The organism is Amycolatopsis decaplanina DSM 44594 (assembly GCF_000342005.1).
Lineage (GTDB): Bacteria > Actinomycetota > Actinomycetes > Mycobacteriales > Pseudonocardiaceae > Amycolatopsis > Amycolatopsis decaplanina.
The window spans coordinates 122,448-139,028 of sequence record NZ_AOHO01000020.1 but is presented as its reverse complement, the minus strand read 5'-3'; the positions used below and the strand labels follow the sequence as shown (position 1 = coordinate 139,028).

Here is a 16,581-nt window from a genome sequence, read left to right as displayed (position 1 = left end):
CACCCGTCTGCAACGGGATCGGAGAGGTGTATGCGCGCGCGAAAGAGCACGATTCCTTCCCAAACCATCGACGCCGTCGAACATCGCGTCCGGCGACTGTGCTGGCGTTATGCGGACAAACTGCAGTTCCACGGCTGGCACCACGTGAGTTTCGTCCGGGCCAAGGCCGCGGGATTCGCCGAACACAACGGCGCGGATCGCACCGTCGTCGAGGTGGCGGCACTGGTGCACGATGTGAACTACATCGTGCTCCGGAACTCCCCCGCGGCCGCCGGACGAGACCTCCGGATGGGCATCCTGCGGGAATGTGGTGTCGAGGAGGCCGTGGCCCGGTGGATCGACGAGATCGTCGACGAGGCCGAGATGGCCACCAGAGGCCGGCACATCTCGCTCGAGGCTCAAGCGTTGAGCGACGCCGACACGCTGTTCAAGGCACTGCCGGTGACGCCCGTCGTACTCGCCCACCGCTATCTGCGGGAGAACGGGTTGAGCCTCCGCGAACTGGCGCACAAGATCGTCGGCGAACAACGCGACGTCCACGACAGTGGTTACTACTTCTACAACCCCAAAGCAGCGGAGAACTACTCCCGATGGGCGTTGGCGAATCTTCAGTTGTGGCAGTGCATCAAAGAAGCCGTCGACGATCCGACGGTCGTCGAACTCCTCGACGCGGTGCACGCCGTGGACGCCACGGACTTCGAGGCCGAGCCCGCCGCGTCCTAGCGCTGGCCGTAGCCGCGGAGTTTCTCCACGACATGCTCGATCTCGGCAGGCGGGAGCAGGTTCGGTGCTCCCGCCGCCCGCGCCGTCAGCCAGACCTGGCAGACCCACTCGAGCTGCTGCGCCCGGCTGTACGCGGAACCGAGACTGTCGCCGAAGGTGATAGTGCCGTGGTTCGCCAGCAGGCAGCCTCGGCGGCCTTCCAGCGCCTCCAGCATGGCTTTGGCGAGCTCTTCGGTGCCGTAGGTCGCGTACGCCGCGACGCGGGCTGTCGGACCGATCGCGGCGAGCATGTAGTGGATCGGCGGCACCTCGGTGGCGAGAGTGGAGACCGCCGTGGCGTGCACGGAATGCGTGTGCACCACGGCGGCGACCGGTTTGCCGTCCGGATCCTCCGCCTGCCGGTACACCGTGAGGTGCATCGGGAGTTCGCTGGTCGGCTTGAGCGAGCCGTCGACGATTCCACCGTCGAGGCCGACGACTGGTATGTCTTCCGGCCGCAGCCCGGCGTAGTCGACCCCTGTCGGGGTCACGGCGATCAGTTCGCCCTGCCTGGCGGAGACGTTCCCGGAGGTGCCGACCACGAGTCCGTCGGCGGTCATCCGGCGGGCGAATTCGCAGACCGCCAAGCGTTCCTTGGCCAGGATCATCGTCACGACCTCCATAGTCCGCGGGCCGCGGCCAGTGAGGCCCGATAGTCGGCGTCGCCCTGCTCGTAGAACTCTACGTTCTCGGGGGGCGGACCTCGACGACGTTGGAGCACCTGCGCCGCCTCGGCGTCACGATCACCGATCCGCTGCCGGCGGCGGTAGCAAGAGTCCTTTGTGGACGCGGATCAGGGCGACCGTCACCGGTCTAGGGCGTGTTTCATAAGCCTGTTCGATGGGCTTCGTGATCCAGGTGGTTCCTGGCGGTACGGCGGGATCGCCCTCGTACCGGGTCGTACTCGGGCGCATCCCGCCGTGCCGCCAGGGACCGCCTGGGCGCGAAGACCGCGAACTTGGCTTATGAAACTCGCCCTAGGTCCGCGGGTGTCATCACGGGCGGAAACGGGATACGGCGCCGCGCTCGCCGAGTCGTACCCGCGGTTCCGCACCGAACCGCACATCAGAGGCTGGATCGACGGCGAGCTGTTCGCCGTCGTCCGGCGTCGAGAGATCAGGAAGGGCGTGGGCCATCGGTCTTGGCAGGAGCCGGCTTCGGCGTGGATGTCCCCGGGGTGGCTGCTTCCGGCTTGGGTGCCTCGGCGGCGTCCGGGGCGGAGGTGAGCAGCCGGATGGCCTCCTGGACGGCGACGTCCGTGGCGGAAAGCCGATCGGCGACCTTCGACCGGAGTTCCAGTGCGAGCTTCCGGGCCTGCTGAGCCTCGGCCTGCTGAGTCCTCGCGTCGGTGAGAGCTTCCGCGACCTGCTCCTGCTTCGCGGCGATGTCCTCCGCCGAAGACTTCTCCGACTTGGCGATCTTCTCCGCCGAGATCCGCTCGGCTTCGGTGCGCTTGGCCGCCGACACCCGGTCGGCTTCCGCGATCTTGTCCGCGGACGCCTTCTCCGCCGCCGCGCGACGAGCGGCCGAAGCCTCCTCGGCCTTCTTGTCCGCCGCGGCGCGGGCCCGGACGCTCTCCAGGTCCAGCTGCTTGCGCTTCTGCGCCGCCTCGGAGTTCAGCCGTTCGATCTCGGCCTTGGCGTCCGCGAGCAGTTTCTCCCGCTCGGCCTGCGCGTCCTTGGCAGCCTTGTCGCTCGCGCGCTGCGTTTCGTGGGCGTACTTGTCCGCTTCGGCCCGTGTCGACTTGGCGTCGGCTTCCGCGGCGGCCTTGAGGTCGGCGATCTCCTCCTCGGCGAGCTGCATCATCATGCGGACGCGTTCGGCCATCGCGCCGGCGCCGGACGGGCTCGAGCTCATCCGCACGAGGGCGGCCTTGGTCTCGTCCAGTTCCTTCTGGGCGTGACCGAGCGCCTTGGTGAGCTCACCGGCGGTCGCCACGGCCTCGTCGCGGCCGTGCGCGGTCTGCTTGAGTTCGGCCGCCAGTTCGGCGAGACGCTCGTCGACCTGACGCTTGTCGTAACCGCGGACAGCGCCCGCGAACGGGGACGATTTCGCTGAGGGCGCCTGAGGCGCCGGCTTCTCAGGAGCGACCATGGCGGCCACCTTAATGAGCGGGGACCCGTCAGGTAGTACCGCCAAACGGCTGCACTCGGCGTGCGGTGGGCCGAGCACGTGGCATCCTGCATTGTTGACAGGTCGTAAGCAGGGGAGGCCCGGTTGGACATCTCGGCGATCCTCGAAGACATCCGCGAGCATTGGCACATCTACGCCACGATGCCCTTCATCGCCGCGCTCATCGGGTACATCACGAAACGCGTCGCCATCGAGATGATGTTCCGGCCGCTGGAGTTCGTCGGGATCAGACCCTTCCTCGGCTGGCAGGGGGTCATCCCGGCCAACTCGCGCCGGATGGCGACCACCGCCGTCGACCTGCTGACCAAGAACCTCGTCGATCCGCAGGAGATCTTCTCCCGGCTCGATCCCGAGGAAATGGTCAAGGAACTCGAAGAGCCGCTACTCAAGGCCGTCGAGGACGTCACCCGCGAGGTGATGGAGCAGTACCAGCCCAGGCTGTGGGAACTGCTCCCGGCCAGGGCGCAGCGCATGCTGGTCGACCAGGTCCGGGCGCAGGCACCGAAGGTCGTCGCGAGGCTGATGCGCGAGGTGTCGACGAACATCGACGAGGTCCTCGACGTCAACGAGATGCTGATCAACGCCATGGTCCGCGACAAATCGCTGACCTGCCGCCTGATCAAGGAGGTCGCGACCCCGGAGCTCCGCTTCATCGCCCGGTCCGGCATCTGGTTCGGCTTCGTCATCGGCCTGATCCAGTTCGTCGCGTGGGCGCTGACGAAGCAGCCGTTGATCATGCCGATCTTCGGTTTCGTCACCGGATTCGTCACGGACTGGCTGGCGCTGAAAATGATCTTCTACCCGCGTGAGCCGCGCCGGTTCCTGTTCTTCAGCTGGCAGGGCATGTTCCAGAAACGCCGCCAAGCGGTCGCCAAGGACTACGGCGCGCTGATCGCGGACGAGGTCCTCACCGTGCGGAACGTGATGGAGGCCGTGCTCACCGGGCCCAAATCGGACAAACTGTTCGCGATGATCACCCGCGAGGTGCAACGGACCATCGACGCGCAGGCGAGCATCGCGAAACCGTTGGTGGCGCTGACCGTCGGCGGGGTTCAGTACCAGGAAATGAAGAAGGCCGCGGCGGAGAAGGCGATCGCGTATCTCCCCGAAACGGTGAAACACGTGGAAAGCTACGCCACTGACGCGCTCGACGTCCGCAACACCATCGTCACGAAGATGCAGCAACTGACCCCGCTCGAGTTCGAGGGGATCCTTCGTCCCGCCTTCCAGCAGGACGAATGGAAGCTGATCGCGGTCGGCGCGGTGATCGGCGGGCTCGTGGGTGAACTTCAGGTCCTGCTCCTCCTCCATTGAGGACAGGCGGCTAGGTTGCCCTTCGAGCGAGACGCGGGAGGGGCTGGAAAGTGGACGCCGTCATCGCCGATCTCGGCGAGCACTGGCCGGTGTACGTCACCATGCCGTTCATCGCCGCGCTGATCGGTTACGTCACCAAACGCGTCGCGATCGAGATGATGTTCAAACCGCTCGAGTTCGTCGGGATCAAGCCGTTCCTCGGCTGGCAGGGCGTGGTGCCCAAACACGGCGGGCGGATGGCCGCCGTCGCGACCGAGTTGCTGACGTCGAACCTGCTGGACGTCAAAGAGGTCTTCCGCCGGATCGACCCGGCGATCATCACGCGCGAGATCGAGCAGCCGCTGCTGAAGGCCGTCGACGAGGTCGCCCGCGAAGTGCTCGAAAAGCACCATCCCAGGCTCTGGGAGATCATGCCGACGATGGCGCAGGAACTGCTGATCAAGCAGGTCCAAGCGTCGACGCCGCGGCTGGTGCGCGAGTTCATGGAAGAGATGACCGAGAACCTCGACGAGGTGCTCGACTTCCAGCATATGACCGTGCGACGGCTCACCAGGGACAAGAAGCTGCTCGTCCGGCTGATCCGCGAGACGTCACGGCCGGAGATGGCGTTCATCGCGCGCACGGGGATCTACTTCGGTTTCGGGCTCGGCATCGTGCAGGCGATCGTCTGGGCGGCGACGAAGGAACCCTGGGTGCTGCCGATCTTCGGCGGCTGCATCGGGCTGTTCACCGACTGGCTGGCGATCAAGCTGATCTTCGTGCCGCGCGAGCCGGTGCGGGTCGGCAGGGTGATCCTGCAGGGCAAGTTCCAGCGGCGGCGGGCCGAGGTCGCGCACCAGTACGGCGAGATGATCGCGAACGAGATCCTCACCGTGCCGAACCTGCTCGACGCCGTCCTGCGTGGTCCGCGATCGGATCGGCTGTACTCGCTGGTCGAGCGGCTCGTGGCGCGGGCCGTCGACGAGCAGGCGAGTGTCGCGAAACCGATGGTCGTGATGGCCGTCGGCGGGCAGCGGCTGCAGGAGATCAAGCAGGCGGCCGCGCGGAAGGCGCTGGAGCGGCTGCCGCCGACGATCCGCCACGCCGAGGGCTACCTGACCGAGGCGATGGACGTCGCGAAGATCGTCGAGCGGCGGATGCTCGGGCTGACGCCGCTGGAGTTCGAGGGGCTGCTGAGGCCCGCGTTCCGGCAGGACGAGTGGAAGCTCATCGCGGTCGGCGGGCTCATCGGCTTCCTGGTCGGTGAGCTGCAGGTCCTCCTGATGCTGCACTGACGCCGGATCGCGATCAGGGGGCTGAACGCAAGTGCGCGCCCACCTGCGTTTAGCCCCCTGATCGCGATCCGGGCCGGCGAGCGCACCCCTTGGTCGAGGACCTGCGTTCAGCCCCCTAATCGCGATCTGGGCGGGCGGAAGTGAGGCGTTCTCACGTGCGGGAGACACGGGATGATTACGGTGGAGGGGTGGCGTCCGAACCCCAGCAACTGCCAGCCGTCCACGAGGCGTGGCTTCCGCGTGAGCACGCGTTGCACCGTCCCCGCCACGGTGGCAGGCAGCTGACCGCGCTGATCAGCGCGCTGCTGTTCTTCACCACCCCCGCGCTGCTGTGGGTGTTCGGCGTCCGGCCGGGCGAGATCGAGAACCACAAGCTCGCGAGCTTCCCCGGTCTGGACAGGGGCTGGGGGTTCTTCACCGACATGCCGACCTGGGCCATCGACCAGCTGTCGTTCCGGCCGGGCGCGATCGCCGCCGCCGACGCGATCAGCCGCGGCGTCTTCGGCGAGGGTGCCCCGCTCGACCAGCCGCCACCGCAGCAGCAGGCGGGCCCGATCCCCGCCCCGCCGGCGCCCACACCGTCCAAGACCGCGCCCACGCAGGGGCCGACCCCGAACGCCGCGTCCGGCTACCGCCGCGTCGTGCAGGGCCGCGACGGCTGGCTGTACTACGGCTACGACGCCGACGCGAAATGCGATCCGTCCCGTCCGCTGACCGAGACCATCGCCAAGATCAACGAGCTGCGGCGCGCGGTCGAACAGTCCGGGAGGCGGTTCGAGCTCGTCGTCGCGCCGGACAAGTCGACGATGGTCCCGCAGTTCCTGCCCGACACCTACCCTGGCAAGGACTGCTCGCGGTCGGCCGAGGCGCCGACCTGGCACCGGATGATCAAGGACGCTCGCGCGATCGACCTGCGGCCCGAGCTGCGCGCGTCCGAGGGCCGGGTGCGGCGGCCGATCTACCCGCCCAACGACACCCACTGGGCCGACGAGGGCGCGCTGGTGATGACGCGCGCCATCGCGAACGCGATCAAACCGGGCGTCACGCAGACCTGGGTGAGCGTGCCCATGGGCCAGTACGACGCGACCGCCGACCTGCCGCCGCTGATCAGCAAGCAGGGCACGAAGACGAACACGCTCTACAGCCTTCGCCCGGACGGCCTGGTCGAGCGCGCGGGCGAGACCAACGGCGACATCGACCGGCCGGTGTATCGCACCGCGAGCCCGCTGGTCGGGACCGTCGACGAGAAGGTCCTGATCTACGGCGACTCGTTCACGAAGGCGTCTTCGCGGTATCTCTCGGGCGCGTTCACGAACCTGACGATGCTGGCGCACTTCACCCAGAAGACGTCGCAGGCCGAGGCCGTCGACGCTTTCGTCAACGCGAACGTCGTGGTCGTCGAAGCCGTGGAGCGCAGCGTGGCCGGCGGACAGCTCGCGTTCATCGACCCCGGTTTCCTCGAAGCGGTCAAGAAGGCGCTCGCCGAGCACCCGATCCGCTAGCGCAAGGCGGGCTCTGCCGTCGGCTCGGCGCGGATCCGTGAGCTCCGGCCGCGCAGCCAGGCGATGAGGCGGCAGACCAGGTAGATCACGAACGAGATCGTCGTGACGAACGCGCTCACCGGCTTCCCGGGCGCGAGCGAGAGGATGATCCCACCGAGCGCGGCGATCTCCGCGAACACGATCGACAGCACGGTCGCCTTCCACGGGCTCGCCGTGACGCGGGCGGCCGCCGCGGCCGGGGTCACCATCAGCGAGACCACCAGCAGCGCGCCGACGATCTGCACCCCGAGCGCGCTCGAAATCCCGACCAATACCGCGAAGATCAGCGACAGCAGCCGCACCGGCACACCGCGCGCCGTCGCGACCTCCGGGTCGACCGTGGCGAACAGCAGCGGCCGGTAGATCACCGCCAGCACCACCAGTACGACGACCGAGGCGCCGACGAGCAGGTTCAGGTTCGTCGAGTCGATGGTGATGATCTGCCCGACCAGGATGCCGAACTTGTTGGCGCTGCGGCCTTCGTAGAACGACAGCAGCAGCACGCCCATACCGAGACCGAAGGCGAGGATCACGCCGATCACGGAGTCGCGTTCGGACTCTCGGCCGCCGAGGAGTCCGATCAGCAGAGCGGCGATGACCGCGCCCGCGAGACCTCCGAGTTCGACCCCGACACCCAGCAGCAGCGCGCCGGCCGCGCCGGTGAAGGCCAGTTCGGCGGTGCCGTGCACGGCGAACGACATCCGCCGCATGACCACCAGCGGGCCGAGCACCCCGGCCACCAGGCCGAGGACGGCGGCCGCGAGCAGCGCCGTCTGCACGAAGTCGAGGCCGAGGAGTTCGCCGGTCAGGGCGAAGTCGAACATCTTGTCCACGGTGCTTATCCGAGAACCCGCGACCGCGATCGCGTCGCCAGGGCGCGAGTTCGCGCCGTCCGTCGCGTCGATTCACCGGCGCGCCCCGCCGCCCCGATCGCGGGGCTTCCTGCCGGGGCGGGTTCCGTGTGTGGTCCGGGCCGCACGAATGACCTCACTTCGTCTGCCACTTCCGCTAACAAACCTGTTCGTCGATGTGGTGGGGTTCGTCCTCGCACAGCGCGCTCTGCGCCCCGGCGACGTGGATCTGCCCGCCGACCTCGAGCACCTCGATGCGCGTTCCGTACAGCTCGGACAGCGTCTCCGAGTTCATCACCTCGTCCGGCTTGCCGACCCGGAACTGGCCGTTCACCAGATACAGCACCCTGTCCACATAGGACAAGATCGGGTTGATCTCGTGGGTGACGAACAGGACGGCGGTCCCGGCCGAGGTCCGCCGCTCGTCGATCAGCTCGCTGACCGCGCGTTGGTGCGCGAGGTCGAGGGAGAGCAGCGGCTCGTCGCACAGCAGTACTTCGGGGTCTCCTACCAGCGACTGCGCGACGCGAAGCCGCTGCTGCTCGCCACCGGAAAGCCGCCCCACCGGCTGCTTCGCGTACGCCTGGGCACCGACGGACTCGATCGCCCGTGACACCAGCTGACGCCGCTTCGCGATCCCGAAAAGTCCGGTCCCCCACCGGTGCCCGTCCAGACCGAGGCCGACCAGGTCCACCCCGCGCATCGTCAGGCCCTCGTCGAGGGCGCGCTGCTGCGGGATGTAGCCGATCCGCCGGTTCGTCCCGCCGGGGCGCCGCCCCGCGATCTCGACCGTGCCCTCCGGCAGCCCCTGCTGACCGAGAAGCACCTTGAGCAGGCTGCTCTTCCCGGAGCCGTTCGGCCCGAGGATCGCGAGGAACTCGCCGGGCTCGACGTCGAGGTCGAGCCCGGACCAGAGGGTCCTGGCGCCGAACGCGAGGCTCGCCCCGCGGACACGGACCGCGGGACGCGCCTCGGCAGGTACGGAGGTCACTACTTCAGTGCTCCCGCCAGCGCGTCCACTTCCTTGGTCATCCATGCAATGTAGTCGGTGACACCCTGGGGCAGCGTTTCGGTGACATCGATGACCGCGATCCCGGCGTTCTTGGCGTCGCCGACGACCTGCTGGGTGACCGGGGTGGTGGTCTGCGCGTTGTTGATCAGCGCCTTGACCTGCTTGCCGGAGATCAGCTGCTTGACCTCGTTGAGCGCGGCGGCGGGCACGTCCTGCTCGGCTTCCACGGCCTCGGCGAAGGCAGGCGGAGTCGCGTCGGTGACCTTCGCGCTGTCGAGCAGGTAGTGGGCGACGGGCTCGGTCGCGACGACCTTGGCGCCCGAGGCGCCCAGCCCGGAGACCTTCTTCAGCAGTTCCTGTGTCTTGCCCTTGAACGCGGTCGCGTTGGCGGTGAAAGCGTCCTTCGAGGCGGGCTGGATTTCGCCGAGCTTCGCGGCGACCTGGTCGGCGATCTTCTCGACGCCGGGCAGGCTGTACCAGACGTGCTCGTTCTCGTTGCCGGTCGCGGCGATGTCGACGGCGACCAGTTTCTGCGCGCCGGTGGCCTGGTCAGCGAGCTTCGAGAAGAAGTCGTCGTAACCGCCACCGTTGGACAGCGTCAGCTTCGCGTTCTTCGCGGCGATGGCGTCGCTCGCGGTGGTTTCGTAGGAGTGCGGGTCGGCCGAGGGGTCGTGGATGATCGAGGTGACCTCGACCTTGTCACCGCCGACGGCGGTCACGACGCTGCCCCAGACGTCGGTCGAGGCGACGACCTTGATCTTCTCGCCACCGCCGGGGTTCGCGGCGGACGCGTTCTGCGAACCGGAGCCCGTCGACGCCGAGTCGCCCGACGCGCAAGCCGTCGCGCCGAGCGCGAGGACGGCCAGGGCCGACACGGCCGCGAAAACACTCTTGGTACGGCGGGAATTCATCGACTGCACTCCTGCGGATGCCCAGGCCAGGTGTCCCCAATGCCGGGTAATGGAAACCGTTGTCAGATTCAACTGTACCCCATCCGGATGACAAAGCCTCCTGTTCAGGCCCGAGCTGTACCCAGGGTCACTCTGAATCGAGACCTGCCACACGTCGGGTGATGCTTCTGCAAAACGTTCTGAACCGTTACGGTTTGCGGATGGGCCGTCCTATCCGCACCAGGAGGCAGGCGACACTGGCGTCGTTGGCCGCAGAGCTCGGTGTGTCGAGGACCACCGTCTCCAACGCCTACAACCGACCGGACCAGCTGTCCCCTGAGCTGCGCCGCCGTGTCCTCGAGACCGCGCGCCGCCTCGGCTATCCGGGTCCCGACCCGGTGGCCCGTTCATTGCGGACGCGCAAAGCCGGCGCTGTCGGTCTCTTGCTCACCGAGAACCTCTCCTACGCCTTCCGCGACCCCGCCGCCGTCGGCGTGCTCGAAGGGCTCGCGCTGGCCTGCGAGGACGCGGGCGTCGGGCTGCACCTGGTCCCGGCGAGCCCGGGCAGGGAGGACGTCGCGGCCGTGCACCGCGCCGGCGTCGACGGCTTCGTCGTCTACTCGGTGCCCGACGACGACCCGCATCTGGGCGCCGTGCTGGAGCGCCCGGTGCCGACGGTGATCGTCGACCAGCCGCGCGTGGACGGCGTCGACCGGGTCGGCCCGGACGACGCGGCCGCGGTCACCGCCATGGCCGAACACCTCATCTCGCTGGGGCACCGGCAGATCGGCGTGCTGTGCATGCGGCTGGCCCGCGAGCGCAACGACGACTTCGTCTCCATCCAGCGGCAGAGCACCGCGCACTTCCACGTCCAGCGGATCCGGCTGGAGGCGCTGGCCACCGCGTTCTCGGCGGCGGGCGTCGACTGGGCGACGGTGCCGGTGGTCGAGCGCTTCGACCACACCGTGGACGACGGCGCGTCGGCCGCGCGCCAGTTGCTCGACGCGTATCCGCAGGTCACCGCCGTGATCTGCACCTCGGACATCCTCGCTCTCGGCGCGCTGGCCGAGGCGGAGCGCCGTGGGCTGCGCGTGCCGCAGGATCTGACGGTCACCGGGTTCGACGGCATCACCGAGGCCGAGCGCTCCGGGCTCACCACGGTCCACCAGCCGGTGCTCGAGAAGGGGAAGGCCGCGGGCAAGCTGCTGCTCAGCTCGGCCGACCGGGTCGGGCCGAAGGTGATCACCCTGCAGACGGAACTGCGGGTCGGGCGCACGTCCGCACCGCCACGAACGGCCGAAGAACGCTGGTTCGGGCCGTGATCTGCACCCGTACACATTGCTCTCGCCCGGCGTGTCGGTTCCAATGAACACATGACCTCGATCGACGTACTGCTCAAGCGAAACCAGGAGCTGGGTGATGTCACTCCTGGTGACCGCTCGTCTCCGAGGCCATCACTCCAGGTGGCGATTCTGACCTGCATGGACGCCCGTATCCGGGTGTTCGAGATCTTCGGCCTGATCCAGGGCGAGTCGCACATCCTGCGCAACGCGGGCGGGGTCGTCACCGACGACATGATCCGCTCGCTCGCGCTCAGCCAGCGGAAGCTCGGCACGCGCGAGGTGCTGATCGTCCAGCACACCGACTGCGGCCTGTCCATGGTCACCGAAGACGACTTCAAGGACGAACTCGAAGCCGCCAGCGGACTGCGCCCGACGTGGTCGGTCGAGGCGTTCCGGGTGGTGGAGGACAGCGTGCGCCGGTCGGTGCAGCGCGTCCGGCGGAGCGACTTCCTGCCGCACACCGACAACGTGCGCGGCTTCGTCTACGACGTGAAACTGGGCCGCCTCACCGAGGTCACCGACGCGCGCTGACAGGCGTACATGAAGGCCCCCTTCCTTGCGCCTAGGTACATGAAGGGGGCCATCACGTACTTCTTTAAGCTGGCCGGGTGGGCGTCGACGCGGATGTGCTGACCGAGTGGTTCGACGAAGTGGGGCGCGACCTGCCCTGGCGTGAGCCGGAATGCACCGCCTGGGGTGTGCTCGTCAGCGAGATCATGTTGCAGCAGACACCGGTCGCGCGGGTCCAGCCGATCTGGCTCGAATGGATGGCGCGCTGGCCGGTGCCGTCGGCGCTGGCGGCGTCGTCGCAGGGCGAGGTCGTGCGCGCCTGGGGCAAACTCGGCTACCCGCGGCGCGCGTTGCGGCTGCACGCCGCGGCGGCCGTCATCGCCGCCGAACACGGCGACGTCGTTCCGTCCGATGTGGACACACTGCTCGCGTTGCCGGGCATCGGCGCGTACACCGCGCGCGCGGTCGCGGCCTTCGCCTACGGCAAGCGGGCGCCGGTGGTGGACACGAACGTCCGGCGCGTGGTGGCCAGGGCGGTGCACGGCGCGGGTGACGCCGGGCCGCCGTCGAACACCCGCGACATGGCCGACGTCGAGGCGCTGCTGCCGCCGGAGGACGCTCCCGCCGCGAAGCTCTCCGCGGCGCTGATGGAACTCGGCGCGCTCGTCTGCACCGCGCGGTCGCCGCGGTGCGCGGATTGCCCGATCTATGACGACTGCGCCTGGCAGCACGCGGGCAAACCCGCTTACGCCGGTCCCGCGAAACAGGTCCAGAAGTTCGCCGGGACCGATCGCCAGGTGCGCGGGCTGCTGCTCGATGTCCTGCGCGGCAGCGAAGGCCCGGTCGAGAAAGCGCGGCTCGATCTCGTCTGGCACGAATCCGGGCAGCGCGACCGGTGCCTCGACTCCCTGCTCGTCGACGGCCTGCTCGAACAGACCGGGGACGGCCTGTTCGCACTCCCTGGCGAACACTAACGCATTACGACAAAAGTTGGTCAATGGTTGTCATCGGCGCGATGGCGGGTTAGTTTTCCGGCCAACGCGCATGATGGGAGTTACGCCCGTGGCCGACTTCGACCGACGTACCGCGCTCAAGGGCGGCCTGACGGTAAGCGCCGTCGGGCTACTGGGGACAGCGACGACTTCCGCCGCGGACGCGGCGCCCGTGGTGGCAGAACCGAAGATCCACGACACGGCGGCCTGGAGCGCCCGGCCGCCGAGCGGGACGATCGAGGTGCAGAACCACAAACCGACGTACATCGTCGTGCACCACACGGTCGAACCGGGGAACGTCACCGACTACACGCTCGAACACGCCTTCTGGGCGTCGCGTTCGATCCAGGATTTCCACATGGACACCCGTGGCTGGATCGACACCGGCCAGCAGTTCACGAACAGCCGCGGCGGGCACATCACCGAAGGGCGGCACCGCAGCCTGGAGATCCTGCGCGGCGGCACCAAGCACGTGCTGGGCGCGAACGTGGGCAACAACAACAGCACCTGTATCGGGATCGAGAACGAAGGCCTCTACAGCACGGAGGACGTCACCCCCGCGCTCTGGGACTCGCTGGTGAAGCTGGTCGCGTACATCGCGTCGCAGTACGGGATCTCGCCGGAGTTCATCAAGGGACACCGCGACTTCAACTCGACCGAGTGCCCGGGAACCGTGCTGTACAACCGGCTTCCGGAGCTGCGCACCGAGGTCGGCAAGCTGCTGGGCACCGCGTCGCCGAAGGTGGATCTTCCGGGGTGGCCGCTGCTCAAACCCGGCGACACCGGACCTCGGGTGCGGACGGCTCAGGAACTCCTGCGGGCACGCGGTTTCGCCGTCCCCGTCGATGGCGTTTTCGGGAAGTCCACAAAGGACGCCGTCGTCGCGGTGGCGGAGCGGAACGGGCTGGAGCGCGATGCCTGCGGCGCGACCGCGGCGACCGACGAGACCGGGTTCCTCGGCTCCGACGTCTGGCCGCTCATCGTCGGCTCCGGCACCGATCCGCGGGCGCTGAAAGCACGACTCGCCGGCTGAACGACAGCGGCGAGAGGATCACCAAGGCGGCACACCAAGGGAGCAGGGACGCTCCCAGCGGCAGCAGCAGACCACCGATGAGCGCTCCCCCGGCGACGGCGCCGTTCCAGGCCGCGATAGTGAGCGACTGGGCGGCGTCGGCCGTGGGGCCCGCGAGCAAGGCGGTGACGGCCTGGAAAGCGGTCGGTGCGCCGCCGAACCCCAGGCCCCACAGGCCCGCGGCGGCCAGCACCAGACCGTGGGCACCGTCGCTGATCCCCACCAGGACGATGGCGGCGGCGGTCACGGCGGTGCAGGACAGCAGTACGGCGCGAGGACGGCCGTCGAGCGCGGAGCCGACCGCCACCAGCCCGCCCACCGTGGCACAACCGAACACCAGCAGGGCAGCACCCAGCATCGGCGCCGCGTCCAGTCCGGCGAGAACCGGACCGATGTAGGTGTAGGCCACGTTGTGCCCCAACGAGAACAGCGCCACCGTCGCCAGCACGGGCCGCATCCCCGGCAGACGTGACGCGGCCAGTGGCCGGGTGGGCACGGCCGGATCCGCGGGCACGGCGGGCACCGCGACGAGCACCCAAGCCAGCAGCGGCACGCTGATCAGCGCCATCGCGGCGAACGCCCAGCGCCAGTCGGCCAGTTCGCCGAGCGCGGTACCGGCGGGCACCCCCAGTGCGAAGCCGATCGGCGTGCCGGACATGGCAACGGCCAGCGCGCGCCCGGTGAGTCCCGGCGGGGCGAGACGCATCGCGTAGCCGGCGACGAGGGACCACATCACCCCGGTCAACGCCCCGGAAGCGACCCGTGCGGCCAGGATCAGCGGGTACGACGAGGACACGGCGATCACCAGGTTGGTGACCAGGAAGCCGGCGATCAGCGCCAGCAGCAAGCGTTTGCGCGGAACCCGGAGGGTCGCTCCGGTGAGCGGAATGGCGGTGAGCGCGGTCGTGATCGCGTAGACCGTCACCAGCTGACCTGTGGCAGACGGGGAGACTCCCAGATCCGCGGACATCCCCAGCAGAAGCCCTGCGGGCAGCACTTCGGTGAGGCAGCCGAGGAAGACCGTGGTGGTCAGCGCGAGCAGCGCCGGGAGGGGCAGCATTCCTCGACGATCTCTCCCCCGCGCGGCGCGGGATAGTCCCTGGCGGGTATGCCGCGCGGTTATCGGCCGGGATAACCCGGCGGCATGACCGGCCGGCAGTGCCGCGCGCGGCGCGGACGTACGCACGATGACCGGACATCCTCCCCCGTAGAGAGAAGGCTCGTTCATGACCGTGCGGATTCGGTGGCAGGAGCCACTGTGCACCGCGTTGCTCGCCACCACGATGATCGGCGCCTGCCCGGCTTCGGCGGTGGCCCAGCCGGCACCCGGCAGCGACGGGTACGTGCACGTCTCACCCGACGGCACCGTCCTCGGCCCCGATCCTTACTACCCGAAGGACGGCAACGGCGGTTACGACGTCGACAACTACTCGCTCGCGTTGGACTATGCGCCTTACTCGATGCTGTTGAGCGGCAGAGCGACGATCACCGCGACGGCCACCCAGGACCTGAACCGGTTCGATCTCGACCTGCGCGGCCTCACCGTACGGTCGGTGACCGTCGGCGGGGTCGCCGCCGCGTTCCGCCGGGCGGGCGAACACGAGCTGGTGATCACCCCGCGGACCCCGTTGGCCAAGGGCGAGCGGTTCACCGTGGTGGTCGGTTACGACGGGCGCCCGGAGCCGATCGTCACGGCGCGCGGCCGGGTCGGCTGGCTGGCCGCTTACGGCGATTCCGCCGTCGCCACCGGCCAGCCGCGTTCGGCGATGACCTGGTTCCCGGTCAACGGCACCGAAGCCGACAAGGCGACCTTGCGCGTCTCCGTCACCGTCCTGGACGAATTCTCCGTGCTGGGCAACGGTTCTCAGGTCTCCGACGGGCCGGCGGGCCTCGGGCGGCACACCATCACCTGGTCGGAGGAAACCGCGCTCGCGCCGAGCACGGCGATGCTCGGCATCGGGCGCTGGGAGGTCGAGAAGATCACGCTTCCCGGCGGGCGGACGGCGATCAACGCCTATCACCCGTGCGCCGTCGACAAGCGCGAGATCGGTGGCAAACTGCCCGAGGTGCTGGAATTCCTCACCGGGAAGTTCGGCGATTACCCGCAATCGGCGGCGGGCGGGCTGTTCCTCGACCGCTCCCTCGGCTACACGCACGGCGCCCAGACCCGGCCGGTGTACGGCCGCTCGGCCACCATCGCCGATCTGGTGTACGCCACCGCGTACCAATGGTGGGGAGCCGGGGTGAGCGGCAAGATGTGGCGCGACGCGCTGATGGCCGAGTCCGTCGCGCGGTACGCGGTCTGGCTGTGGGACGAGACCAAGAACGGCGTCGACCTGGACCGGCGATACCGCGAGATGGTGGCCAAGGTGAGCGGCGACGCGGGTTTCTGGGCGCCGAAGCTCACCGATCCTGGCAAGGGCACCGAATTCGCGCCGACGACCAAAGCGGTGCTGATGGTGCACGCGCTGCGCCGTCTCATCGGCGACGACGCGTTCTTCCAGATCATGGCGGGCTTCCCGATGATCAACCCGCAGGGGAACCAGAACTGGCACGACTTCGAGCTCTACGTCTCCGCGATGACCCAGCGCGACCTCGGCGAGTTCAATCACGCTTGGCTGGACGGCACGGTGCGGCCGCCGGACGAACTCCTCTTTCCCCGGAAGTGACACAGAACCTCGTGAGTGGTAAGGACGGTTCCGGCGGAGCGGTATAGGCAGATGTGGCATGTTGCGAAAGCCTCTTTCGCAACCTTGGTGGAGGCAGGGGTGGACGGTCGGTCCAGGTGTTCCCTGTACATGAAGGCCTCCTTCCTTGCGCCTAGCGCAAGGAAGGGGGCCTTCATGTACATCAGATGACCTGAGCGGCGAACCGTGGTGGGCTCGTG

At 68.5% G+C, this 16,581-nt stretch carries 15 protein-coding genes; 9 read left to right on the top strand and 6 right to left on the bottom strand.

What is annotated here, in order from left to right; translation table 11 throughout:
• Window positions 1-30: 30 nt before the first annotated feature.
• Window positions 31-723 carry an HD domain-containing protein gene (locus tag H074_RS03200; RefSeq protein WP_007028578.1) on the top strand — a complete coding sequence of 231 codons (693 nt, stop codon included), beginning with the start codon at window positions 31-33 and terminating at the stop codon, window positions 721-723.
• Here H074_RS03200 and H074_RS03195 read toward each other — a convergent pair.
• Both H074_RS03195 and H074_RS03190 read right to left on the bottom strand, forming a co-directional pair.
• Entirely contained in the window at window positions 720-1,370 is a 651-nt protein-coding gene (locus H074_RS03195) for a class II aldolase/adducin family protein (protein WP_039921386.1), read from the bottom strand. The genes H074_RS03200 and H074_RS03195 overlap by 4 nt on opposite strands.
• A gap of 508 nt (window positions 1,371-1,878) precedes the next feature.
• A complete protein-coding gene (locus tag H074_RS03190; RefSeq protein WP_007028576.1) occupies window positions 1,879-2,856 on the bottom strand; it encodes a coiled-coil domain-containing protein in 978 nt (325 codons plus the stop codon).
• A gap of 123 nt (window positions 2,857-2,979) precedes the next feature.
• On the opposite strand from H074_RS03190, the gene H074_RS03185 reads away from it, so the two are divergent.
• The 3 genes from H074_RS03185 to H074_RS03175 all read left to right on the top strand — a co-directional run bounded on the left by H074_RS03185 (window position 2,980) and on the right by H074_RS03175 (window position 6,985).
• Complete coding sequence (locus tag H074_RS03185; protein ID WP_007028575.1) at window positions 2,980-4,209, top strand: DUF445 domain-containing protein; 1,230 nt, start codon at window positions 2,980-2,982, stop codon at window positions 4,207-4,209.
• A 50-nt stretch (window positions 4,210-4,259) separates the two neighbouring features.
• The gene (locus H074_RS03180; protein WP_007028574.1) at window positions 4,260-5,483 is read left to right on the top strand and encodes a DUF445 domain-containing protein; all 1,224 of its coding nucleotides are present in this window, start codon (window positions 4,260-4,262) and stop codon (window positions 5,481-5,483) included.
• Window positions 5,484-5,671: 188 nt separating this feature from the next.
• Window positions 5,672-6,985, top strand: coding sequence for an alginate O-acetyltransferase AlgX-related protein (locus H074_RS03175; protein ID WP_007028573.1), 1,314 nt, complete (start codon window positions 5,672-5,674; stop codon window positions 6,983-6,985).
• Here the strand turns inward: H074_RS03175 and H074_RS03170 are convergent.
• From H074_RS03170 to H074_RS03160, 3 genes are all read right to left on the bottom strand, one after another.
• Window positions 6,982-7,857, bottom strand: a complete 876-nt coding sequence (locus H074_RS03170; RefSeq protein WP_007028572.1) for a metal ABC transporter permease — start codon at window positions 7,855-7,857, stop codon at window positions 6,982-6,984. The two genes, H074_RS03175 and H074_RS03170, sit on opposite strands and share 4 nt — an antisense overlap.
• Before the next feature lie 175 nt (window positions 7,858-8,032).
• Window positions 8,033-8,866 (bottom strand): metal ABC transporter ATP-binding protein, encoded by an 834-nt coding sequence (locus H074_RS03165; RefSeq protein WP_007028571.1) that lies wholly within the window; start codon window positions 8,864-8,866, stop codon window positions 8,033-8,035.
• The gene (locus H074_RS03160) at window positions 8,866-9,798 is read right to left on the bottom strand and encodes a metal ABC transporter solute-binding protein, Zn/Mn family (RefSeq protein WP_007028570.1); all 933 of its coding nucleotides are present in this window, start codon (window positions 9,796-9,798) and stop codon (window positions 8,866-8,868) included. The genes H074_RS03165 and H074_RS03160 overlap by 1 nt, the downstream gene beginning before the upstream one ends.
• A gap of 200 nt (window positions 9,799-9,998) precedes the next feature.
• Between H074_RS03160 and H074_RS03155 the strand changes: the two genes are divergently transcribed.
• The 4 genes from H074_RS03155 (at window position 9,999) to H074_RS03140 (ending at window position 13,655) form a co-directional block, all read left to right on the top strand.
• Window positions 9,999-11,099: a LacI family DNA-binding transcriptional regulator gene (locus tag H074_RS03155; RefSeq protein ID WP_039921384.1), complete on the top strand. Its 1,101-nt coding sequence runs from the start codon at window positions 9,999-10,001 to the stop codon at window positions 11,097-11,099.
• Window positions 11,100-11,150: 51 nt separating this feature from the next.
• Window positions 11,151-11,651 carry a beta-class carbonic anhydrase gene (locus tag H074_RS03150; RefSeq protein ID WP_007028568.1) on the top strand — a complete coding sequence of 167 codons (501 nt, stop codon included), beginning with the start codon at window positions 11,151-11,153 and terminating at the stop codon, window positions 11,649-11,651.
• Window positions 11,652-11,728: 77 nt separating this feature from the next.
• Complete coding sequence (locus H074_RS03145) at window positions 11,729-12,604, top strand: HhH-GPD family protein (protein ID WP_007028567.1); 876 nt, start codon at window positions 11,729-11,731, stop codon at window positions 12,602-12,604.
• An 88-nt stretch (window positions 12,605-12,692) separates the two neighbouring features.
• Window positions 12,693-13,655 carry a peptidoglycan recognition protein family protein gene (locus tag H074_RS03140; protein WP_007028566.1) on the top strand — a complete coding sequence of 321 codons (963 nt, stop codon included), beginning with the start codon at window positions 12,693-12,695 and terminating at the stop codon, window positions 13,653-13,655.
• Here the strand turns inward: H074_RS03140 and H074_RS03135 are convergent.
• A complete protein-coding gene (locus tag H074_RS03135) occupies window positions 13,600-14,754 on the bottom strand; it encodes an MFS transporter (protein ID WP_007028565.1) in 1,155 nt (384 codons plus the stop codon). The genes H074_RS03140 and H074_RS03135 overlap by 56 nt on opposite strands.
• 166 nt (window positions 14,755-14,920) lie before the next feature.
• Between H074_RS03135 and H074_RS03130 the strand changes: the two genes are divergently transcribed.
• Window positions 14,921-16,363 (top strand): M1 family metallopeptidase, encoded by a 1,443-nt coding sequence (locus H074_RS03130; RefSeq protein ID WP_007028564.1) that lies wholly within the window; start codon window positions 14,921-14,923, stop codon window positions 16,361-16,363.
• The last annotated feature ends 218 nt before the right edge of the window (window positions 16,364-16,581 follow it).